This window comes from Roseateles oligotrophus (genome assembly GCF_025717515.1).
GTDB lineage: Bacteria > Pseudomonadota > Gammaproteobacteria > Burkholderiales > Burkholderiaceae_C > Paucibacter_A > Paucibacter_A oligotrophus.
Genome location: NZ_JAJIRN010000013.1, coordinates 1 through 22025, shown reverse-complemented (window position 1 = coordinate 22025; position 22025 = coordinate 1). Strand labels below are relative to the sequence as shown.

19 protein-coding genes and 1 pseudogene are annotated in these 22025 nt (G+C 60.8%); 6 read left to right on the top strand and 14 right to left on the bottom strand.

What is annotated here, in order from left to right:
- From LNV07_RS24225 to LNV07_RS24205, 5 genes are all read left to right on the top strand, one after another.
- Positions 1–2370, top strand: coding sequence for a type I secretion system permease/ATPase (locus tag LNV07_RS24225; RefSeq protein ID WP_263573782.1), 2370 nt, complete (start codon positions 1–3; stop codon positions 2368–2370).
- Positions 2371–2373: 3 nt separating this feature from the next.
- Positions 2374–3597 (top strand): HlyD family type I secretion periplasmic adaptor subunit, encoded by a 1224-nt coding sequence (locus LNV07_RS24220; RefSeq protein WP_263573781.1) that lies wholly within the window; start codon positions 2374–2376, stop codon positions 3595–3597.
- A gap of 118 nt (positions 3598–3715) precedes the next feature.
- Positions 3716–5071 (top strand): TolC family protein, encoded by a 1356-nt coding sequence (locus LNV07_RS24215; RefSeq protein ID WP_263573780.1) that lies wholly within the window; start codon positions 3716–3718, stop codon positions 5069–5071.
- Between the two features lie 215 nt (positions 5072–5286).
- Positions 5287–6090 (top strand): FkbM family methyltransferase, encoded by an 804-nt coding sequence (locus LNV07_RS24210; protein ID WP_263573779.1) that lies wholly within the window; start codon positions 5287–5289, stop codon positions 6088–6090.
- A gap of 100 nt (positions 6091–6190) precedes the next feature.
- On the top strand, positions 6191–6580 hold the full coding sequence (locus LNV07_RS24205; RefSeq protein ID WP_263573778.1) for a hypothetical protein: 390 nt from the start codon (positions 6191–6193) through the stop codon (positions 6578–6580).
- 88 nt (positions 6581–6668) lie between these two features.
- Here LNV07_RS24205 and LNV07_RS24200 read toward each other — a convergent pair whose 3' ends face one another.
- Genes LNV07_RS24200 through LNV07_RS24160 form a run of 9 tightly spaced genes read right to left on the bottom strand, consistent with a single transcriptional unit; the run spans position 6669 to position 16722 of the window.
- The gene (locus tag LNV07_RS24200; protein ID WP_263573777.1) at positions 6669–7730 is read right to left on the bottom strand and encodes an NAD-dependent epimerase/dehydratase family protein; all 1062 of its coding nucleotides are present in this window, start codon (positions 7728–7730) and stop codon (positions 6669–6671) included.
- Between the two features lie 5 nt (positions 7731–7735).
- Positions 7736–8761, bottom strand: a complete 1026-nt coding sequence (gene dmpG / locus LNV07_RS24195; protein WP_263573776.1) for a 4-hydroxy-2-oxovalerate aldolase — start codon at positions 8759–8761, stop codon at positions 7736–7738.
- On the bottom strand, positions 8758–9657 hold the full coding sequence (locus LNV07_RS24190; RefSeq protein WP_263573775.1) for an acetaldehyde dehydrogenase (acetylating): 900 nt from the start codon (positions 9655–9657) through the stop codon (positions 8758–8760). The genes dmpG and LNV07_RS24190 overlap by 4 nt, the downstream gene beginning before the upstream one ends.
- A 32-nt stretch (positions 9658–9689) precedes the next feature.
- The gene (locus LNV07_RS24185; RefSeq protein WP_263573774.1) at positions 9690–10631 is read right to left on the bottom strand and encodes an NAD-dependent epimerase/dehydratase family protein; all 942 of its coding nucleotides are present in this window, start codon (positions 10629–10631) and stop codon (positions 9690–9692) included.
- Between the two features lie 23 nt (positions 10632–10654).
- Positions 10655–12499 carry a thiamine pyrophosphate-binding protein gene (locus LNV07_RS24180; protein ID WP_263573773.1) on the bottom strand — a complete coding sequence of 615 codons (1845 nt, stop codon included), beginning with the start codon at positions 12497–12499 and terminating at the stop codon, positions 10655–10657.
- Positions 12500–13822: a lipopolysaccharide biosynthesis protein RfbH gene (gene rfbH, locus LNV07_RS24175; protein WP_263573772.1), complete on the bottom strand. Its 1323-nt coding sequence runs from the start codon at positions 13820–13822 to the stop codon at positions 12500–12502. It lies immediately after the preceding gene.
- Between the two features lie 4 nt (positions 13823–13826).
- A complete protein-coding gene (gene rfbG, locus LNV07_RS24170) occupies positions 13827–14942 on the bottom strand; it encodes a CDP-glucose 4,6-dehydratase (RefSeq protein WP_263573771.1) in 1116 nt (371 codons plus the stop codon).
- Entirely contained in the window at positions 14903–15676 is a 774-nt protein-coding gene (gene rfbF / locus LNV07_RS24165; protein WP_263573770.1) for a glucose-1-phosphate cytidylyltransferase, read from the bottom strand. Before rfbF ends, rfbG begins: the two co-directional genes overlap by 40 nt.
- Before the next feature lie 47 nt (positions 15677–15723).
- The gene (locus tag LNV07_RS24160) at positions 15724–16722 is read right to left on the bottom strand and encodes an FAD-binding oxidoreductase (protein ID WP_263573769.1); all 999 of its coding nucleotides are present in this window, start codon (positions 16720–16722) and stop codon (positions 15724–15726) included.
- 312 nt (positions 16723–17034) lie between these two features.
- Between LNV07_RS24160 and LNV07_RS24155 the strand changes: the two genes are divergently transcribed.
- Positions 17035–17238, top strand: a complete 204-nt coding sequence (locus tag LNV07_RS24155) for a glycosyltransferase family A protein (protein ID WP_263573768.1) — start codon at positions 17035–17037, stop codon at positions 17236–17238.
- On the opposite strand, the gene LNV07_RS24150 is transcribed toward LNV07_RS24155, so the two are convergent.
- The 5 genes and pseudogenes from LNV07_RS24150 to LNV07_RS24130 form a co-directional block, all read right to left on the bottom strand.
- Complete coding sequence (locus LNV07_RS24150; RefSeq protein ID WP_263573767.1) at positions 17226–17945, bottom strand: glycosyltransferase family A protein; 720 nt, start codon at positions 17943–17945, stop codon at positions 17226–17228. The two genes, LNV07_RS24155 and LNV07_RS24150, sit on opposite strands and share 13 nt — an antisense overlap.
- Before the next feature lie 27 nt (positions 17946–17972).
- Positions 17973–18608, bottom strand: a complete 636-nt coding sequence (locus LNV07_RS24145) for a class I SAM-dependent methyltransferase (RefSeq protein ID WP_263573766.1) — start codon at positions 18606–18608, stop codon at positions 17973–17975.
- Positions 18609–18635: 27 nt separating this feature from the next.
- Complete coding sequence (locus LNV07_RS24140; protein ID WP_263573765.1) at positions 18636–20081, bottom strand: tetratricopeptide repeat protein; 1446 nt, start codon at positions 20079–20081, stop codon at positions 18636–18638.
- A 64-nt stretch (positions 20082–20145) separates the two neighbouring features.
- Positions 20146–20304: a hypothetical protein gene (locus LNV07_RS24135; protein ID WP_263573764.1), complete on the bottom strand. Its 159-nt coding sequence runs from the start codon at positions 20302–20304 to the stop codon at positions 20146–20148.
- A 290-nt stretch (positions 20305–20594) separates the two neighbouring features.
- Positions 20595–22025: pseudogene (locus LNV07_RS24130) on the bottom strand (heme utilization protein); the annotation flags it as partial.

Below are 22025 nucleotides of genomic sequence, written 5' to 3'. Positions count from 1 at the left end.
GTGTCGCAGCGTCACGATCCCTTTTTTGATGGCAATGCTGCTGCAGGCAAGGGCTTGCGGCTGGCCGCCGATAGCTCGGTTGCCAGCGAACCCTCGGTGCCAGATCCGCTGCAAGGTTTGGCCGATCAGCCCATCGGAGACCCACTGCTGACCGCACTCGCTTGGGTAACTCGCCATCATGGCCGGCCGCGCTCGGCCGAGTCACTGCGAGCCGGCGCTCCGGTTGAAGGACCGCTGGCGCCCGACCAAGCCTTGCGAGTGATGCGTGAGGCGGGCTATAACGCCGGCCTGTTGCGCAAGGCGATCGATGACATCAACCCCTTGTTGATGCCGGCGGTGCTGCTGCTCAACGAGGGCGACGCCTGCGTGTTGGTCAAGCGATTGGACGACGGCACCGAAGCGACCGGCGGTCGCTATGAAGTGGTGTTCCCTGGTCCGGAAGCGGCCAGTTGTACCGCCTTCACTTCGGAATTGGAGCCCGAGTACAGCGGCTTTGTACTGGTTTCATCCCCGCAAGAACAGTCGCAAGCGCACACCCGCAACACCCGTGACGAGCCGCTGTTGCGTGCCGCGGGCGAGCATTGGCTGTGGGGCACCTTGAAGCGTTTCATTCCCTACTACCGATCGGCCATGTTGGCGGCACTGCTGAGCAATGTCTTGATGCTGGTTTCGGGCTTGGTCACCTCGGTGATCTACGACAAGGTGATTCCGAATCAAGCGCTGGTGACGCTTTGGACGCTGGCGGTGGGCTCGGGTGTGGCGCTGATCTTCGATATGTTCGCGCGGCAGTTGCGTAGTCACTTGATCGATCTCGCCGGTCGCAAGGCCGACATGATCATCGGGGCCAAGCTGTTCCGCCAGACCCTGGGCGTGCGCATGGAGCACAAGCCCGAGTCGGCCGGCTCCTACGCGCATTACCTGGCTCAAATCGAGGTCGTGCGCGAATTCTTCACCTCGGCCACGATGTCGGCCTTGACCGATTTGCCCTTCATCATTCTGTTCGTCGCGATGACTTTTGTGATCGGTGGCCCGCTGGGCTGGGTGCTGGTCATCACGATCCCCTTGATCCTGGCCTTGACCTATGGGATTCAAGGTTATTTGCGCAAAGCCATGCGCACCAATATGGCCGAGACCGCCGATCTGCAAGGCACGCTGGTCGAAGCCATCGAGGGTCTGGAGGACCTCAAGACCTCGGGTGCCGAAGGCCAATTTCTGCGCCGCTATGAAACCAGCACGGCCATTGTTGCCGAGTCTTCATTGCGGGCCAGAAACATGTCGAGCTGGAGCAACAACATCACGATGACGCTGCAACAGTCCATCAACTTGATCATGTTGGTCTGGGGCGTTTACCTGATTCAAGATGGGCTTGTGACGGCCGGCGCATTGATCGGTGCGGTGATGTTTGCGGGGCGCGCCATCCAGCCGCTGGGCAGTCTCGTGAGCTTGGCGACCCGCTATCAGGGCGCCCAAGCGGCGATGGTGTCGCTGGACCGGATGATGAATTCGCCGACCGAGCGCGATGGCAGCCGCAACTATGTGCCGCTGACCCAGGTCAGTGGCAGGCTCGGCCTGCATGATGTGGGCTTCGCCTACCCGATGGTGGGGCAGGGCGAGGCGCCAAAGATCTTGAAAGCCGTCAACCTGCGCCTACAGGCCGGCGAGCGAGTCGCCGTGCTGGGCCGCATCGGCAGTGGCAAGTCGACCATTCTGCGCCTGCTGGCCGGCCTGTATCAGCCCACCGAAGGGATGGTGGATGTAGACGGCATCGATTTGCGCCAAGTTGACCCGGCCGAGTTCCGTGCAAGAGTGGGCTTTGTTTCGCAAGAGCCGCGCCTGTTCCACGGCACCCTACGCGACAACGTCTTGATGGGCCGCGCTCACCTGGACGCGGGGCGACTGGTTGAGGTGGCTCGGCTGACGGGCTTGGACCGCGTGGTCGCCGGCCATCCCAAGGGCTGGGACTTGCCGGTGGGCGAAATGGGCGGCCTGCTGTCCGGCGGACAGCGTCAGTTGGTGGCGCTGGCCCGCAGCTTGGTCACCAAACCGCAAATATTGCTGATGGACGAACCTACAAGCTCCATGGATGCACAGTCGGAGATGGCCTTCTTGCGCCAATTGCGTGATGCGGCCGGTACTTGCACCTTGGTCGTGGTGACCCACCGACCGGCGGTACTGGAGTTGGTGGCTCGCATCGTCGTCGTGGACAACGGCAGGGTGGTGCTGGATGGTCCGCGTGATCAGGTCCTGGCGGCTTTGTCCGGCGTGCGACCCAGTGCGTCGGCTGCGGAAGCCGCGGCGGCCAACGGAGCCGGTGCCAATTTGCATATGCACCCGTCGGCCCAGCCGGTGCAACGATCGGCCTCGGTATAAGCCATGGCTATCAAAAACAAGGGCGGCGGAATGGCCCTGAGCCGCGAAGAGGGTATGTTTGTCACGGGCTTGAACCATGCCCAGATCGAGGAGCCCTTGCCCCATGCCATGTGGGCCATTTATCTGATGTTGATCGCCGTCGCGGTAGCCCTCACTTGGTCGGCACTGGCCACCGTGGATGAAGTTACCCGCAGTGACGGCCGCATCGTGCCGGACGGTCGCGAGCAAATTATCGCCAGCCTGGAAAGCGGCATCTTGCGTGAGCTCTATGTGCGCGAGGGCGAGGAAGTCGAGGAGGGTGAGGAGTTGGCACGACTTGACCCTACGCGAGTCGAGGCGCAGCAAAACGAAGGGCAGGCCAAACGCATTGCACTGAAGGCACAAGCGGCTCGGCTGACAGCTGAGGCTAGCGCCAAGCCGCTCGTGTTCCCACGCGAGGTGCTGGCAGTGCCGCGCATCGCCGAAGCCGAACTGGAGGCCTATGAAGCGCGGCGACGCTTGATGGACGAGGCGGTCAGCAGCATTGCGCGCAGCAGCGGCTTGCTGGCGCGGGAGCAAAAAATGGCCCAGGACATGGCAGCCAAAGGACTGATGTCCGACGTGGAGGTGATGCGCCTGGCCCGTCAAGTCAATGAGCTTCAGCAGCAACGTGCCGAACGAATCAGCCGCTTCAGGCAGGAGGCCAGCGGTGACTTGGTACGGGTGCAAAACGAGCTGTCCCAGATCGATGAGCAGATGGTTGTGCGAGAGGATGCAATGACCCGGACGACCTTCAAATCCCCGGTGCACGGCGTGGTCAAGAATATTCGTGTCAGCACGGTGGGCGGGATTGTCACTGCCGGTGCGCCCATCATGGAGATTTCGCCGATAGGCCCTCGGGTGCTGATCGAGGCGCGCGTCAAACCTCGCGATATTGGCTTTGTGCGTGTCGGCCAGCTGGCTCAGGTCAAACTCTCGGGCTATGACTACAACGTCTACGGCGGACTCACTGGCCGCATCGAATACATCAGCCCCGATGCCATGGGCGAAACCGAGAAGAGCGCAGAAGGCGGCTACTACCGCGCCACCGTTGCGGCAGAGCGCAACAACCTGCGCTTCAAGGGGAAAACCTTGCCCGTGATTCCCGGCATGACCGCGACGGTCGAGATCAAAACCGGCGAACGAAGCGTACTGAGTTATCTGGTGCGGCCAATGATGAAATCACAAGAAGCGTTGCGCGAACGCTAGGAAACACCACTGCTTCATAAAGGGGTTGCAAAAGCCCCTAATCGTGATTTCAATGTGAGTCCAAACGTGATGTAGTAGCGGTATCGGGGACTTCCCTCTTTATCGCGTGCTTTTCACCATGTCCAAACCACTTGTGCTATCTCTGCTGCTGGGTCTGAGCCTGCTGGCCTCGGTGCCGACCGCGCGAGCGCAAGCCAAGACCCAGAGTCGCTGCACCGAGGAAGACGCCGGCCCATCGCGAGCCGGTCGCGATGCCAACATGATCGAAACCAGCGTGGCGGAACCCCGCTCCCAATTGCAGGAACTGGTCGGACTGGCCTTGCAGCACAGTCGCTCGATTGGGGCCTTACGCCTCTTGAGCCAAGCCGCCGAAGCCGATTTGGCCGAAACCAAGGCCTTACGCTTGCCACAGCTCAGCCTGATTGGCAGAGCAGGGCAAATTGGCCGCGTAGTGCCCGGGGCAGACACGCTCAAGGGTATGCAGGGTAGCGCCACCGTCAGTGTCTCCGCGCCGCTCTACGACGCGGGTCGTATCACCAAGCTGACCGAATGGCGTACGCAACTGGCCAGTGCGGCCAAATATGGGCAAAGCAGCGCCGAGGAGCAATTGGCCTTGCAGACGGTCAGCTTGGCATTGGATCGGGGACGCTACACCTTGCAAGCCCAGGTCTACAGTCAATATGTGCGAAAAATGGCTTGCCTGGTGGACTCGTTGGAGATCATCACCAAGGCCGACAAAGGCCGTTCCAGCGAGTTGATACAGGCTCAGAAAAGCCTGCAGCAGGCCGATCTGCAATACGAGCAAACCCTCTCGGCAATGCGCCAGACCGAAATCAAGTTACGGCGTTTTGTGGGCGATCAACTACCGGTCAGTGCAAGCCTGAGCACCGTGATGGCGCAAATGCCCGATTTGGCCGAAATGCAAGCGGATATTTTGCAAGCCCCAGATGTGGCGCAGGCCTCGGCGCAAGCTCAGGCGCAACGCAGCTATGCAGAATCGGTCTTGGCCGGGCAACGTCCCAACGTCAACCTATTGATAAACGGATCGACGGTGGCCGGCGTGGGTCGTTCAAGTGATTGGATTGGCGGCGTAACGGTCAATATTCCCATCTTCCAGCCTGGTGCGGACGCCAGCTTGGCGGCCGCCAAGAGCCGCTATCAAGCGGCCAGCTTGCAGCGTGACGACACAGTTGAGGCCAAACGCTACCGCTTGCTGGAGACCTACGAAAACGCCACTGCTGCTTTGGACCGAGCTCGGCGGGTGGTTGAGATTCTGCGCAATAGTGACAGGGTACGTGCATCAACGTTGCAGCAATGGCAACAACTCGGTCGGCGCTCGCTATTCGACGTGATGGCCGCCGAGGGGGACTACTACTCGATGCGGGTCGCGCATGTGAACGCGTTGTTCGACGCGCAGCAGTTGGTGGCATTGATGTGGTCGATGGGGCGGGGCGTGCTGACGCCGCTGCGTTAAAGAGCCTGTCGAAAACTTTGTGTGTGAGGCCTTAATCTCGTGCGCGGCGTGCAAGGTATTGACGTCTTTCAGTGAGCTTTAGAGATTGCAGAAGTGATTGATAAAAACAGGGGATTCCTCCGGGTTTTGGCGGCCTTGATAAAACACGCCAGTGAGAGAATTCCGAGGAGTCTGCGGGGCTAGGATGCCGTGCTAAGACGAAATTCGAAACTTCATTGAAGCATTGGTTTTCCATTAAGGGCTTTTATATGGCTAGGCATCTTCCGTCGGTTGAAATCTTCCCGGCGCAAAACGGCGTCAAATACATGCTTTTTTGCGCAACCGACGCGAATGGCATTTCAGGCTGCATCCGCAAGAACGGCACATATGAGCCGAATCTTCAGATGATTGCCGAAGTGATATTGCAATCGCGCGCACCTGGCGGCCGGGTGATCGACGTGGGCGCCAATATGGGCAGCTTCACCGTGCCGCTGGCGCAGCGCTTTCGCGATCACACCTTCGAGTGCTTCGAGGTGCAGCGCCCGATCTACTACCAGCTATGCGGCAATATCGTGTTGAATGGCCTAGGCAATGTCGTTGCGCACCAGATTGGCATGGGCAGCGCATCTGGCGAAATATCAGTGAATTTGCCGGACTACGACAACGAGTTCAACGTGGGCGCTTTCACGCTCAACAATGAGTTGCACAAAGATTTGCGCGGCGAAACCTTCAAGGGCGAAGCCGTCAAAATCAAACTACTTAATCTAGACAGCATGTACTTCGACGACGTACGCCTGATCAAAATTGACGTTGAGGGCATGGAACTAGACGTGCTGCGCGGCGCCGTAGGCACGCTGGTACGCAATAACTATCCGAGCATCATTTACGAAGCCTGGGATTTTGATTGGTACGCCGAACAGAAGGTCGAGCTCGAAAAATTCCTAGTGGGTCTCGGCTACATCATTGGGAATTTTGACGGCAGCCTGAACTTCGTCGCCCAACATCCCAAGGCCGGGCCCATGATCGTGCATCCCAGCTAATCCTACTCACGCGTAAGTCGGGCGGCTCAGGTCAGGGCCCAGCGCAGCTATGTCGGGTCGGTGCTAGCGGGGCAAAAGCCCGGCGTCAGCCTGCGGGTCAATGGCTCAACGGGCGGCCGGCACCGCCTGCGCCATCGATTGGATGCGCGGCGTTGCCGTCAACATCCCGCTGGCCCAGCCGGGCGCCGAGGCGGCGCTGACCGTGGCCCACCGGCGCTCCCAGGCGGCCGGTCTTCAGCGCGATGAGGCGATCGAAATCAAGCGCTATCGGCTGCTGGAGATGTATGCGGCCGGCTCTTCGCTGGACCGGGCCTGGCGCATTGTCGAAATCCTGGGCAACAGCGCCCCCGTGCGAGCCTCCACCTTGGAGCAGTGGCAGCAACCGGGCCGGCGCTCGCTGTTCAATGTGATGGGCGCCCAGGGCGACTACTACTCGATGCGCATCGCGCATGTGAATGCGCTTTCGACGCCCTGCAACTGGTGGCGCTGATGTGGTCGATGGGTCGGGGCGTGCTGACGTCGCTGCGTTGAATCTCGCTTCGGGCCTGGTGCCCGATACCTGCAGATTCATGGCCTCTTCAGGACCTCTTGTACCAGCGCCAAGCCTTGTCGATTGTGTCATCCAGGCTGCAGGTCTGGGTCACGCCGAGCGTCTTGCGGATCAGCGTGATGTCGGGGAACAGGTCGTCTTGCAGCAGCTGCTTGGACGGCAGCGTGTTCAGCAGCACACGCGGTTTGGGCGACGCCTTCTCACCGATCAGCTTGACCAGATCCAGGTGCGTGATCGGCGTGGCGGAGCCGACGTTGTAGACGGCGCCATCCTGGCCCTTGGCCAGGGCCGCCAGTGTCCACCAGGCAGCGTCTGCGCCGTGCAGATAGCTGCGCCGTGCCAAGCCGTCGCCATGGATGCGGATCTCGCTGCCGGTCAGCACTTCGCGCATGAAGTTGTTGATCGCCCAGGGGCGGTCCAGCTCCTGGTAGGCACCGGCGAAGGTGAACGGGCGAATCGTGCTGACCGGCAATCTGAACTGACTGCGGTAGATCGCCGCCAGATTCTCGGCCGCCCGTTTGGCCTCGACGTAGACAGTGTGCAACTGGTCGCAGGGGATGGCGAAATACTCGTTCTCGCTCAAGGCACCGGGGCGGTTCGGGCGGCCGTTGACCAAGCAGGAGCTGACGTTCAAGAAGCGCGTCAGATTGTCCAGCTGGCTGGCGGCCTCAAGCGCATTGTTGAGGCCCTGCACCGTGGTCTGCTGCACCCGCAGCGGATCGGAGGCATGTACGCGGTTGTTCGGGATACCGGCCGCATGCACGACGAAGTTGGTGTTACGGGGAAACTCGAACGGCGAACGGACATCCTGGGACATCAGCTGGATGTCGGCACGGCCGGCCAAGTGCGGGTACTGCTGCGCCCAATCCCGGATGTTGCGGGCATACAGGTCCAGCGTGATCCCGAGCCGGTACTCGTCATTCAGCGCAGCCACGGTCTCGGCGATCCAGCTGCCCAGAAAGCCGGTGCCGCCGGTGACGGCAATGCGCGCAAAGCCGAGCTTGCTGCGTACATCGGTCTGCGCGGCGCTGGCCAGCAGGCAGTCCTGGCGAATTTCCGCGAAGCGATTGTTTGCTGTGTTGCTGGACATGATTCTCAGACTTTCTGCGCCAGGCGCTGTTGCGCGAGATCGCGCGCCACCTCGATGATCAGGCTCTCCTGGCCCGCCACGGCATTGCGCTTGCCAAGCCCGAAGAAGATGTCGCGCGCGTCGACCTGGTAGTCCTGCGCCGCCTTGGCGACTGGCTTGGCGAAGCCGGAGAACACGCCCGCCAGGCCGCTGACGATGGACAGCGGCGAGATGTTCGCTGCCACCGGGTTGAATTCCCGCTCGGCGATGTCGGCGGCGTCGAGTATCTTGTACAGATCGATGCCGGTCTCGAAGCCCAGCCGTTCGAACACTGCTACCAGCACTTCCAACTGGGTGTTGCCGGCGCCGGCGCCGAAGCCGCGGATGGTGGCGTCGATGATGGAGGCGCCGGCATTCACCGCCGCCACCGAGTTAATGACGGCCATGCCCAGGTTGTTGTGACCATGAAAGCCGACCGGAATTGCCAGCCCGTCGACCAGGGTCGAGATACGCTCGGTCACATCGTCGGGAAAGTAGGCGCCCGCCGAGTCCATGATGATGATGGCCTCGGCGCCGTAGGACTCCATCTTCTTGGCCTCCTCCAGCAGCACCGCCGCCGAGGCCATGTGGCTCATCATCAGCACGCCAAAGGCTTCGCGCCCGGCCTTGCGGATGTAGCCGATGTGGCGGTCGGTGATGTCGGCCTCGGTGCAATGGGCGGCGATGCGGAACACGTCGACGCCGGCTTCGACGGCGCGGCTCAGGTCCTGCTTGATGGTGCAAAAACCGGGGATCACATGCAGACCGAGGCGCGACTTCTGCAAGTTCGCGCGCGCAAGCGCCAGAATCTCGGCGTCGCTGACGCTGCATTCGCCCACCAGCAGCGAGGAGGCACCCAGCCCATTGCCGTGGCCGACCTCGACGATGGGCACGCCGGCGGCTTCGGCCGCCTTGCAATAGGCGACGAAATTCTCGCGCGTCAGTTGATGGCGCACCGCATGGTTGCCGTCGCGCAGCGTCGGGTCGCTGATCAGAATGCTCTTCTTGCTCATGGCTGAGTCTCCTGCAAGGCGCCGGCTTGGGCGATGCGCTCGGCCATTGCGATCGCGGCGCAGTTGATGATGTCCAGGTTGCCGGCATATTGCGGCAGATAGTCGCCCGCGCCCAGCACCTTGATCGTAGTGGTGACCTTGTTGCCTTCGAGGGTGGGCGGCACGATCAATTGATAACCCGGCACATAGGCCTTGAGCTTTTCCACCATCGCCGCGACGGCGGCCTGCAATGCCGGCAGATCCGGATCGGTGATCTTGGCGTAGATGGTGGTCTGCATGTCGATCGGCGGATTGGCCGGATTCAGAACCAGAATTGCCTTGGTGCGGCGCGCGCCGGAAAAGCTCTGCAGCGCCTCCTGCGTGGTCTCGATGTATTCGTCCAGGTTGGCTCGCGTGGCCGGGCCGGCGCTGCGCGAGGCGATGCTGGAGGCTACCTCGATGTATTCGATATCGCTGTGCACCTGGGCCAGCGCATAGCCGATCGGGATTGAGGACTGGCCCCCGCAGGTGATCATGTTGATGTTGCGTGCGCCGGTGGCCAGGCATTCGGCGGCGTTGATGGCAGGGATGCAGAGCTCGCCGAGCTTGGCCGGTGTCATGTCTATGACGGTTTTGCCGAGCTTTTCAAGCACCGCCCAATGCTCGATATGAGCATGCGCTGAGGTGCAGTCGAACACCAGATCGCAGATCGCGGGGTTGGTGACGATGGCCTCGATGCCGCGGTCGGAGATCTGCACGCCCAGCACGTTGGCGCGCTTCATGCCTGGAGAATTGAAGTTACGGCCGGCGAACAAAGTGCAGGTCAAATAGTCCGATCGCATCACCTTGATGAGCAGGTCGGTGCCGATATTGCCCGATCCGATGATGGCGATCCTGAGTTTGTTGAGGGCTGTCATCCGATCTTTCCAAGGTGTTTGTGTCCCTGCATTCAGGCAAGTCCAAGGAGGGCGGCGGACTCGACCAGAATGCCTTCCAGCGACGTGTAGAACGGCCGGTAGCCGAGCGTTGCCGCATGGTGATTGAGAGAATAGTACTGGGGTTTGGCACCGGTAGCGTTGACTGCTGCGCCGCTTTCCCCGGCTATTTCAAGGCTTTCATAGCGCAGGCCGAAGCGCTGCTGCAGCGCAGCCAACAAGGTCGGCTTGTCGACCGGCGCCCGCGTGTAGCAATCCAGCGCGCGGTTGGCGGGCGGCGCCGCCAGGATGCACTCGAGCAGCCGATGGAAGTCCGCCGGGTGCAGATAGTCGCGCTGCATGAAATCACTGGAGGTGCGCAGCAACTGCCCGCTCTGGATCGCGCGCAGGATGTCGGTGATGAAGAAGCGCGCGGACAAGTCTTGGGTGCGGGAGAAATAGTTGAACACGCGCAGATCGGTGATCGCCAGCTCCGGGTGCGCGCGGTGCTTGGCCTCGGCATGCAGCTTGGCCAACGCGTAATAGTCTTGCGGCGTCAGCGCGTTGACGGCAAACTCGGCCCGAGTGTCGGGTCCGGCCGGCGCCAGAAAGGCGCTTCCATAGGCCGCCCCGCTGGAGAGAAAGACATAGCGGCGCTGCGGGTTCTCGTACAGCCCGCGCAGCGCCAGATCATCAAAGCGCTGCGTGATCTCGAAGATACCCGCGCCCATCTGCGCGGCGCGTTGCGGGTCACCGACCCCGACGAAGTTCAGCACCACCGAGTGCTCAAGCTGGCCGTATTCGGCATAGTCATGCACGCTGCATGACCCCTCCAGCCCCTGGCCTTGCAGCCATTGCCGGGTGGCCCCCAGATCGCGTGCGAAGAGAAGTAACTGCGTGCCGCCGACGCCTGCCAGTGCGCGGATTAGGTCCTTGGCGATTTGGCTGCTGGCGCCCAGCACGGCGATGCGGCGCATTTCAGGAAGCTGCAACTACGGCCTCACAGCGGTCTGGATTTTTCATGCATGCCGACCAGCATCGCGGCGTCCAGCACGGCGCGCGGCAGCAGGGGTGACAGGTCCTCCAGCGGCGGCGAGACCAGTGTGCCGTCGGTGCGCGCCACCAGTGACAGCTTGGGGCTGAACGGCTGCTCGGGGTGCATGAAGACCTCGCAGATCACCGGCCCGCTGGCAGCCTGCACAGCCGCCAGCGTTGCATCGCATTCGCCCCAATGGCGGATTTGGAAGGCTGGAATTTCAAAGGCCGCCGCGATCTTGGCGTAGTCAGGGCAAGAGACGCCGGATGCCCGATCGGTGCCGACAAAGCCGCTCTTGAACATGGCGTTCTGGGTGTGCTTGATCATCAGATAGCCGTCATTGTTGAAAATGAACAGCTTGATCGGCAGTTGGTGGTGCACGATGGTCTGCAACTCCTGCAGATTGAGCATCATGCCGCCATCGCAATTCAGGCACATCACCTCGCCGCGGTCGCTTGCGAAGGACACGCCGATCGCGCCCGGCAAGCCATAGCCCATCTCGCCCAGACCGGTGGAGGTCATCAAACGCTGGCCGGTGGTCAAGCGCAAGGCCTGGTGGGCGCACAGCAGCGCCGTCCCCATGTCGGTGACGACGGTCTGCCCGGGTTTGAAAAAGCCGTTCAGGCGCTGCATGAAACGGTAGGAGTTCATGAAGCCCTCGCGGTCCTCATGCTCGGGGCCGACCCAGGGGAATTGCGTTTCATAGTCCCGGCAGCGCGCGACCCATTCGGTGCGGTGGGTGATCACGCGCAGCCGCAGTCGCTCGGTCAGCGCGGCCATGAACTGGCCGGCGTCGCAGACGATCGCCTGCCTGACGCGGCCGGGATGCTTGGCGGCCTCCTGCGGGTCGATGTCGACCACGTCGATGCGGGCCGCTCGCGCCAGCTCGCTCACGTCATAGCCGATCTGGGGAATCGCCAGCCGCGTGCCCAAGGTCAGTAGGTAGTCGCAATTTTGCAGAATGAAATTGGCGCAGCGCTGGCCGTAGACTCCGGCGCGCCCGAACACCAGCGGATGGCTGGAGTCGATCATGTCAATACCGGCCCAGGACACCAGTGCCGGTGCGCCAAGCAGCTCCAGCAGCGGCGCAATCTGCTGCTCGGCGCCGGCAAGGCGAATGCCATGCCCCAGCCACAGCAGCGGTCGCTCGGCCGCCAGCAAGGCGTCGATCACGCTGTCAAGCTGGGCCGAGACTTCGCTGCCCAGATAGTTCAGCGGCGCCGGCGGCACAAACTGCGCAGCATTGGCAGGGTCGATGCGCGCGGCCTGGATGTCCATCGGCACCTCGATCCAGCAGGGTCCGGGGCGCTGGTCGAGCGCCAGATGTGCGGCCTTCTGGATCTCATAAACCGCCTGTTCCGGCGCCATCACGCGCTGACCATACTTGGTCACCTTGCACACCATCTCGACGGAGTCATAGCCCTGCACGCCCCACATGCGGAGGGTGTTCTCGGGCCGAGTGAATTTGGAGTTCTCGTTGCCGGCAATGATGATGCCGGGGATCGAGTCGGCCCAGGCCGAGACCACGCCGGTCACGCCGTTGGTGGAGCCGGCGCCGGTGGTCAGCAGCGCCGCCGATAGCTTGCCATGGGTGCGGTAGTAGGTCTGCATCGCCATGCAGGCGCTTTGCTCATGATGGACGCAGACGATTTCGGTGTAGCCGCGGCGCGAAATGGCCTCGAACAAATGCACATTGCCGGCACCGATGATGCCGAACACATGTTCGATGCCGAGTTTTTCCAGCGCCTCGGCGATCAGCTCGCTGACTTTGGGCTTGTCAAGGGCGGTCTTGGTTGTAACGTTGCTCATTCAGAATCCCAGTCCCAGATAGGTCTCGATCTGGCTGGCCGCAAATTCAAGCATGGCCGGTGTCAGGGCCGGTTGCACGCCAATCCAGAACGTGTTGTTCATCACATTGTCGGTATTGCTGAGGTCCCCGCTGATGCGGAACTTGGCACCGATCATGTAGGGCTGACGGGTCAGGTTGCCGGCAAACAGCAGACGCGTGCCGACCTTGTGCTGGTCCAGGTAGTTGAGCAGATCGAGCCGCTTGACCGGGCAGTTCTCCTTTAGAGTGATCGGAAAGCCGAACCAGGAAGGGTCGGAATGTTCGGTGGCGACCGGAAGATGGAGAAATTCTTCGCAGCCCTTCAGACGTTCCTTGAGGAAGGCGAAATTGTTCTTGCGAGCCTGGATGAACTGCGCGGCTTGGTCCAGTTGGGCCAGCCCGCAGGCGGCCTGCATGTCGGTGATCTTGAGGTTGTAGCCGAGATGGCTGTAGGTGTATTTGTGGTCGTAGCCCTCGGGTAACTCTCCCAGCTTCCAGCAAAAGCGCTTGCCGCAGGTGTTGTCCTTGCCGGGGGGGCAGTAGCAGTCACGACCCCAGTCGCGAAAACTCTCGGCGATCAGGCGCAGTTCGTCGTGGTTGGTAAATACGGCGCCGCCTTCACCCATGGTGATGTGGTGGGCCGGGTAGAAGCTCAGGGTGGCGATATCACCGAAGGTGCCCACCATCTGGCCGCGATAGGTTGTACCCAGCGCATCGCAACAGTCCTCGACAAGCCATAAATTGTGCTTTTTGCACAAGGCGGTGACGACATCCAGGTTGAACGGGTTGCCCAGCGAATGGGCCAGCATGATGGCGCGCGTCTTGGGACCGATCGCGGCTTCGATCTTGCTGGCGTCGATGTTATGGGTCAGCCGGTCCACGTCAACGAAGACCGGCACGGCACCGAATTGCAGGATCGGGTTGACGGTGGTCGGGAAGCCGGCCGCCACCCCGATGACTTCATCGCCCGGCTTGATGGCGCGCGCGCCAAGCTTGGGTGAGGTCAGCGTATTGAAGGCGACCAGATTGGCCGACGAGCCCGAATTGACCGTAATCAGGTGCTTGACGCCGATGAAGGCGGCGAGCTTCTTTTCGAACTCGGCATTGAAGCGGCCGGTGGTCAGCCAGCCGTCCAGCGAGGCATCGACCATGTTCTTCAGTTCCTGCGCACCCAGCACCTTGCCGGAGGGGGGCACGGCCGATATGCCGGGCAGGAACGGTTGCGCAGCCAAGGCAATGGCGGCATATTCATCCACCAGCTTAGCGATCTGTTCTCGGAGGGCCAGGGTTTTCGCGTTTTCCATAAATTCAATCAATCGTTGTCAATGCTTGATAGGCCTGGATCTGGGCCAGGGTCAGCGCCCGCATGTCGGAGCCGGCCAGCCTTTGTTTGGACCAATCGACGATCAACTGCAGCGCCGACTCCAGGCGCAAACTCGGTTGCCAGTCGAGGCGACTGCGGGCCTTGGAGATATCGAGTTTGAGGTAATGGGCTTCATGCGGATGTGCTCCCGTATCGACCTGCCAGCGAGCATCACAGCCCCATAGCGCGGCCATCCGTTCAACGATCCAGCCGACCGGCCGGGCGTCCTCGTCGAGCGGCCCGAAATTCCAGGCCTCGGCAAGATCCGCTCCCTGTGCATGGAGCGCTTCGGCCAGCGTCAGATAGCCGCGCAACGGTTCCAGCACATGCTGCCAGGGACGGATGGCCTGGGGGTTGCGAATTTCGACCTGCCGGCCTTGCTCGAAGGCCTTGAGGATGTCTGGGATCAAGCGGTCGGTTGCCCAATCGCCGCCGCCGATGACGTTGCCGGCGCGCGCGGTGGCCAGCCCGACGCCATGCTGGGCGTGGGCGAGGGGGTTGAAAAATGACGCGCGGTAGGCGCCGCTGACCAACTCCGCGCAGCCCTTGCTGCTGCTGTAGGGGTCATGGCCGCCCATCGCCTCGTTCTCACGGTAGCCCCAGGGCCATTCACGGTTTTCGTAGCATTTGTCGGTGGTGACGTTGACGACCGCCTTGACACTGTCGCAGCCGCGCACCGCTTCGAGCAGATGCACGGTGCCCATCACGTTGACCGCATAGGTCTCGACCGGGTTCTGGTAGCCGTAGCGCACCAGCGGCTGGGCCGCCATATGGATGACGATCTCGGGTTGAGCTTCAGCAAAGGCGGCCTGCAGGGCGGCCAGGTCGCGGATGTCCCCGATGATGCTGGTCATGCCCTGGCCGACCTTGGCCAGTTCAAACAGGCTGGGTTGGGTCGGCGGCGCCAGCGCAAAGCCCACCACCTTGGCCCCCAGGGCTTGCAACCAGAGCGACAGCCAACTGCCCTTGAAGCCGGTGTGGCCGGTCAGCAGAACCGATCTGCCACGCCAGAACTCGGTGTTCACGACCAAACCTTCCAGGGCGCCTTGCCGGTTTGCCACAGATCCTCCAGCAAGGTCTTGTCGCGCAAGGTGTCCATCGGCTGCCAGAAACCATGATGTTGATAGGCTGCCAGCTGGCCTTGCTCGGCCAGCCGCTCCAGCGGCTCGCGTTCCCAGATGGTTTGCTCGCCCTCAATGTAGCCGAGCACCTGGGGCGAAAGCACAAAGAACCCACCGTTGATCAAGGCGCCATCGCCCCTGGGCTTTTCCATGAAGCTGGCGACCTTGTCGCCCTGGACATCAAGCGCACCGAAACGGCCGGGCGGCAGCGCCGCCGTCAAGGTGGCCATGACTTTTTGAGCCTTGTGGAAGGCGATCAACTCGGTGATATTGACATCGCTGACGCCGTCTCCATAGGTCAAGCAGAAGAGTTCTTCACCCTTGATGTAGTCGGCCACCAACTTCAGCCGTCCTCCGGTCATGGTGTCCTCGCCGGTGTCCACCAGGGTGACCTTCCAGGGCTCGGCGTGACGCTGATGGACCTGCATCTGGTTGAACTGCATATCAAAAGTGACGTCGGACATATGCAGGAAATAGTTGGCAAAGTACTCCTTGATGACATAACCCTTGTAACCACAGCACACCACGAATTCATTCACACCATGGTGAGAATAGGTTTTCATGATGTGCCAAAGAATCGGTTTGCCACCGATTTCAATCATTGGTTTCGGCCGCGTCGAAGTTTCTTCGCTGATCCGGGTGCCGAGGCCACCTGCAAATATCACAGCTTTCATGGTGATCGTCTATTCGTTATCGTGATGGTTTTCGGATTCTCGCTTATTCAAGCGCTGACAAAAGCGTCCGAGTAGAAACTGCTTTCAGGCAGCCCGGCCAGTTGCAGACTGCTGCGCGCGTTGTGGATCATCGCACTGGAACCACAGGCATACACCGCGGCATGGTTGAGTACGGCATGCCGGCGCAGCAGTTCTTGCTGGACATGACCACGCGCGCCCTGCCAATGCGGATCGGCTTGCGACAGCACCGGGATGTAGCTCAGCGGTATGACGCCCGCGACCATGCCGGGCGGGGTCCAGTACAAATCTTCGGGTCGCCGGCCTCCCCAATAGAGTTCAATCGAGCGCGGCTGCGCGTCAGCCGGCCGCAGCGCCAGAGATTCCAGCATCGCCTTGATCGGCGCAATGCCGGTGCCGGTGGCCAGAAAAACCAGATCCAGGCCCGTCACATCGCGCAGAAAGAAACTGCCGCGGGGGCCTTCGAAACGCAGCAAGTCATTGACCTTTGCGGCCATGAACCAGTATTCACTCATCGCGCCGCCATCGACCCGGCGAATATGCAGTTCCAGCTTGCCGTCCGCTTGCGGCGCGCTGGCCAACGAATAGCTGCGCCTGATGCCGTCGGCACCGAGTAACTCAATATGCTGACCGGCCAGATACTTGAAGCCCGAGTTGGGGGGCAGACGCAAACTCAGGCGCAGCACATCCGCAGCGGGGCGGTCCAGGGCGTCCAGGCGGGCCGGCAACTTCATCAATTTGAGCTCGCCGCCGAGATCGTTGAGCGCCAACTGCACATTGGAGCAGGCTTCAACGGCGCAGGTCAGCACCCAGCCATCCGCCTGTTGCGCCGGGCTTAGAGCCAGATCGGGTTGCAGGCTTTGTACCTGGCCGCTGATGAGCTGGGCCTTGCAGTTGCCGCAGCGTCCGCTGCGGCAACTGTGCTCCAGCATCAGTCCGGCCAGAGCCGCAGCATCGAGCAAACTGGTTCCCGGCACCGCGACAAAGCTCTTCTGGTTGGACAAGTGAACAATATGCTCTGCAGGCACGAAGTACTCCCGATGGATTCGTTGAAAGGCGTGCCAAAGCCGCTGTGTGGCTTGAATGCTAGTCGGGTTGCCGCCCTGTAGAACGCCCTTGTACCGGTGGGTAAGTTGCCCTTCTTTGCAGCGTGCGCGAGAAGCCCTCCCGCAACCGGCCGCAAGGACCTATTTGGAGGGAATCTGCCCCGCTGATTCGGGGATTGCATGGCGGCTAGAACGTTGCTACTCGGTCACGCATGCACGATGCACGCTCATCGGAAAGAATCATTTATGACTCAAACCCAGACAGTTGACGCCACGACGCCGTAGGTCAGCATTGTGATTCTGACCCATGATCGGCCACATTTCCTGGAGCTGGCGCTCAACAGCGTGCTGGTGCAAACCTATCGCAAATTCGAGATCGTGATCAGCGACAACTGGCACAGCAGCGCGAGCCGCGATGTGCTGGAGACTTTTATGGAGCGGGTTCCGCGCATCAGTCAACACAAGTTGCCGGGAGTCGGTCCGCTTTACAGGCCGTAGCCGTTTGAGATGTCGATTTGTTCCCACTCGAAACGCAAAATGCCAACCGGGCGCTGGTAGCCCTCGGCCATTTTCTTTTGCGCGAGCGCGAGGTTGCGCGACAGATCGCGATTCAGGTTGGTGGTGCCGAAGCCCATGTCCTCAAAGAAGACCGCGTCGTTGAGTAGTGCGCGCTTGCCGCCGTGCTTTTCCCACACCTTGGGCATGTATAGATCCTCGTAGCCGTAGTGGCCGACGAAGTCCTCGTCGTACATCGCGTGCTGCTTGAACATGGCCAGGTTGACCAGGAAGGAGTTCGGATGGAAGTCGAGCGGCTTGTTAACGGTGATGTCGATCAGTTCCTTGATCTTCAGGTAATACATGCCCATCTTGTCGAGTCGATCGAGGTTGGCGATCACGGCCGCCATCGGTTCTGCGTAGAAGCGCTGGTCGATGTCGAAGTACAGCGCCCACTCGCCGCTGGCGTTGAACGCCCCTAGGTTGCGTGCGCCGGCCTGGTTCCATGGCAGGTCGGTAATCACGCGGTAGACCTTGAGATTGAGCTTGGTCGGACGGATCGCCGGGGTTCTTTCCGAGCAGTCGTCGACCAAGATGAACTCAACCTGCGACAGGAAACTGTCGGGCAGCGCTTCCCAGTAGGCGATCTGGTTCTGCACCATCTCCGGGTGGTTGTAGTAATGGCTGATGATCGAGAGCTTCGGTTGCATCGCAGTCCTTGTCGTGACTAGATTGATTCAGGCAGGCTTATAGCATTCGACGCAGAGCGACTCGAGGGCTTTCAGAGGGAAATAGGGTTCGACGATGGCGATGTCTTCAAGGTCGCTGTCCTGCACCATGGTGCGGCGGATGCGTTCGAAGCCTGTGCGCGTCAGCAGGGCAGACAGGGTATCGAAGTCATAGCCCATTTTGTGGCCATGGTTGTGCAGCATGCCCATGAAGATCGCGCCCTTGGTCGGGTACAGCACCTTGTCGTCTTTGAGCCCAACGCGGCGGTATTCATCGAAGAAGAACTTGTTGTCGGCGACGTAGTTCTCGCACCACAGGCCCAGGTCCGGCACCAACACTCGCAAGATGCCACCCGGTTTCAGCACGCGGTAGCAAGCGGCTATGAAGTCAATGCCTTCGGTGTTGGTCAGGTGCTCCAGCAAATGCGAGTGATAGACCACGTCGAGGCTGTTGTCGGCGGCAGGAATGCCTTCAACCAGGTCGTGGTTGTACAGCACAGCGCCCGCCACGCCGTTAGGTGCCTCGTACAGCGTGTCCTTGCCTAGGTTTGTCCACCAGCCGATGTTCAGATAGTCCTTGATGAATATGGTGCCGCAGCCAAGGTGGAATTTCTTGAACTGGACCGACAGGTCGTTAAGTTGCATGGCGGATCTCTTTTCTCGGTTAGTGGATTACAGCGCTTTGGTCATTTCAATGAAGTCGTGCAACTGGACCTTGAATTCGTCGATCGTCGGGTACGAATGGTCCGGGTATTCAACGATCGCGCCGTCCTTGCGGATCAGTTTGACGTCGCAGCCGCATAGCTCCGCCTCGTGCGCGATCATGCTGAAATCGTCGTACATGTACAGCGTCCTGGTCGAACGCAGCAACTGCGCCACTTCGCGCCGTGATGGCGGGTAGGCCTTGGTGATCGCAATGCAGCCCGGTGGATGCAGGCCTAGGTCCTGGCCCTTGCCGACGAAGACCGAATCGACCTTCTTGACCGTGCCTTCGTCATTGAAGAAGGGCTCGATCGACGGCACTTGCAGCATGCGGCCGTGCGCGTAGGACGCCAGTTCCTTGTTGTAAGCGACCAGGATTTCGCCCGGGTCGTAGGTCTTCTCGCCGTAACCTAGCTTGCCCGGCACATTGAGAATAAAGCGGATGACCCGCTTGGCTTTTAGCAGGTTGCCGGGTGCAACTTCCGGGTAGATGACGATGTCGTCTTCAAACTGTTCCACCGGGTAGCCGTTGAACCAGGTGCAGACGATCGCGTCCAAGCCCGCGCGCACCAGCCACTTCTGCAGGTCGTACATCACGCGAATGCCGGCCGAATTGTGCTGGAACGGCGGCGCCACCAACACGTACCGGCGGCCGTTCGGGTCCTGTTTCCGGTCCAGATTCGGCTTGCCGTACGGCGCCTCGATGTAGGACAGGTCGGGCTTGGCCATGCCCAGCGGACTTGGCAGAGCGCCTACCGCTTGGCGGTGCAGGCCCTCCAGGTCGCCCGCGGCTTTGATACTGTTGGCTGCGCTGTCCACCGGCCACTTGCCCTGCATCTGACGCAGGTGCGCCAATTCCGACATCACATTCGGTTGCTCGGGGTTTTGCTTCAGGCTCAGGGTCAGCTTGGCTTGCGCTTCCGGATAGTCCTTGCGGATTTCCAATAGCCGTCCCAGATTGTTCAGTGCCTGCACATAGAAAACCTGGTCAGCCGGCGCTTGCATGTCGACGAGAGTGAGCACAGCGCGCCATATGGCCAGCGCCTCTTCTTCGCGCTTGTTACGCATAAGAAGAGTGCCCAAGTTCATGTGGCCTTCGATGAAGTCCCTCTTCTGCCCGATGGCGGCGCGGTAGGCCGCCTCTGCTTCCACGTCGCGCTGCCCGTTGGCTAGCAGTACGCCGAGGTTGAAATTGATCACATAGGCCAGCGGCGAGTCGGTGGCCGATAGCCAGCCCCGGTACAGCGAGATGGAGATATCCGGATGGTCAGCGTCGGTCAAGCGCACGGCGGCATTGATCAGGTCGACAATGGGCAGCTTACCCTGCCCAGCCAGGGCGAACGCCAGTTCCGTCCCCCGCAATAGTGGCATTGACTCGGCATCGGCAATAGGCTGGCTCTGTAGCGGTGTAGGCATCATGTGTTTCATGATAAAAGTTGGCCATTGCGGTCAATGGGCCGAATAGCGGCCTTTGTCGGGGCTAGTGGTTGGTTTCGAAGATGGAGGTCGCCGCCAGAACGATCCCTAGTACGGAGCTGTAGGCCGGCAGGTATCGAAGCTGTGCGGCGTCGTGCTGCAGCGAGTAGTCGTTGGGCTTTGTTTTGATGGCATTGACCATCGCCCGGACCGGTTCGCCCATCTAGAAGCAAACGCTGAAGTGAAAGCCATGGCCGTCCAAGCTGGGCGGGCTCGTCGATGGAAGAACGCGAGTGGCAAGCGAGTGCTTGGTTGGCGCGCGCTCCGGCCAGCAGCCAACTCGCGCAAGGTGCGCAGAGCTTCGCAGTCGCGGGTCGCGCGCCGGATTCGGTGATGAAAAGCGCGCGGCGAAGTCTTTTTGGCAGCCCCCCAAAAAAAGAGCCGCTCGACGGCGGCTCTTTTGAATCTGTCAAATCGCGGTTCAATGTTTCTTGAGCCGCGGTTGCATGATTCTCAAATCAGCGGGCCGTTGCGCTTGAATTCTTCATCCTCAAGCAGGCGTAGGTCGATAAGCGCCTGGTGATGCTGACCCGTCTCTTCGACTGGTTTTGCTGTCGCCTCAGCAGCTTCAACCATTAGGTTGGTGCTCGGCACCGCCAAGACATCGGTGACGCTGACCGCGGCTTGCGCCTGGTCCGGGTTGTTTGGCTCTACATCCTTGGCGAACCAAACGTCGGCCATTTGATGCGTTGCCCCGTCACTGGTCTTGTAGCCAGAGACCAAGCCAATCAGGTTGCCGTTGTCAATTGCCGTACTCGACTTGGCTTGCAGATCCAGCTCCGTCACTCCAAGTTCCGCCAGCGTCTTCAGCTCGCCACCGTCTGTCTTACCGTCGTGGTTGGCGTCAACCCAAACCCTGAGCTTGCCAAAATTCACATCATGCGCGTCGAGTTTTCCATCGTGGTTGCTGTCTTCGGCAGCCATCGCCAAATAGCCATTCGCCGCGTGCTTGCCCAGACCTAGTTGCGTACCAGATCCGAACAACTCGGCTCCGCTATTGATCACACCGTCGCCATTGCGGTCCATCGCCAGCAAGCCATCTCCGCCGGTTGCCCATCCATACTTGTGAGCAATGCCCGTGGCGTTAAGGTCGAAATTGACACCTTCGGCCGCTGACAAGGTCTGGATGCCATTGCCGTTCAAGTCCAACATGATCGGTGTCGTCAGGAACAGCGCGTCAAGTTGCGCGCCGGTCATTGCCCCCATGGCTGCGGTATTGAGAACCAAGGCATTGGACTGAGTCATGTTCAGCTTTGCTATATCGGCCACCTCAAAACCAGCAATCTGTTCGGAGGTGAACGCGGTCAGCTGGTCCGTGGTCAGGCCTGCGATCTGTAAAGTCGTGAGGGCGGTGATGTCCGCCGAATTCAGATTAACAAAATTCGCGGTCGACAGTGCACCCAACTGGGCAGAAGTCATCGCCGCGACCTGGCCAGTGCTGAGTATCGCGATGTCATTGGTCTCCAGTCCTTTAATTTGAACGGTGGTCAATGCGCTGAACTGTTGGGTACTCAAAGAACCTACCTGGCTGGCGCTCATCGCATGGATCTGATCGCTGGTCAGGGCCTTCAAAGTCGCTAGGCCCAGTGCGCGGAAATCCTCCGTCCCGATCCCACCGAAGTCGGCCGTATCGATACCGACAATCTGTGTACTGTTCAGCACAGCAAACTGGACGCTGGTCAGCGCACCAATCTGCTCCGAGTTCAGTGCAGCGAACTGGCCAGAGTTCAAACCGCCCAGTGCGGAGGTCGACAGCGTCGCCAGGTCGCCGGTTTCTATAGCCGCCATCTGTGCCGTGTTCAGACCCGCCACTTGCGCGGAGCTCAATGCCCCTACCTCAGCCGAGGTCAGGGCCTGGACATTGGCCGTGCTGAGGGCGCCGAG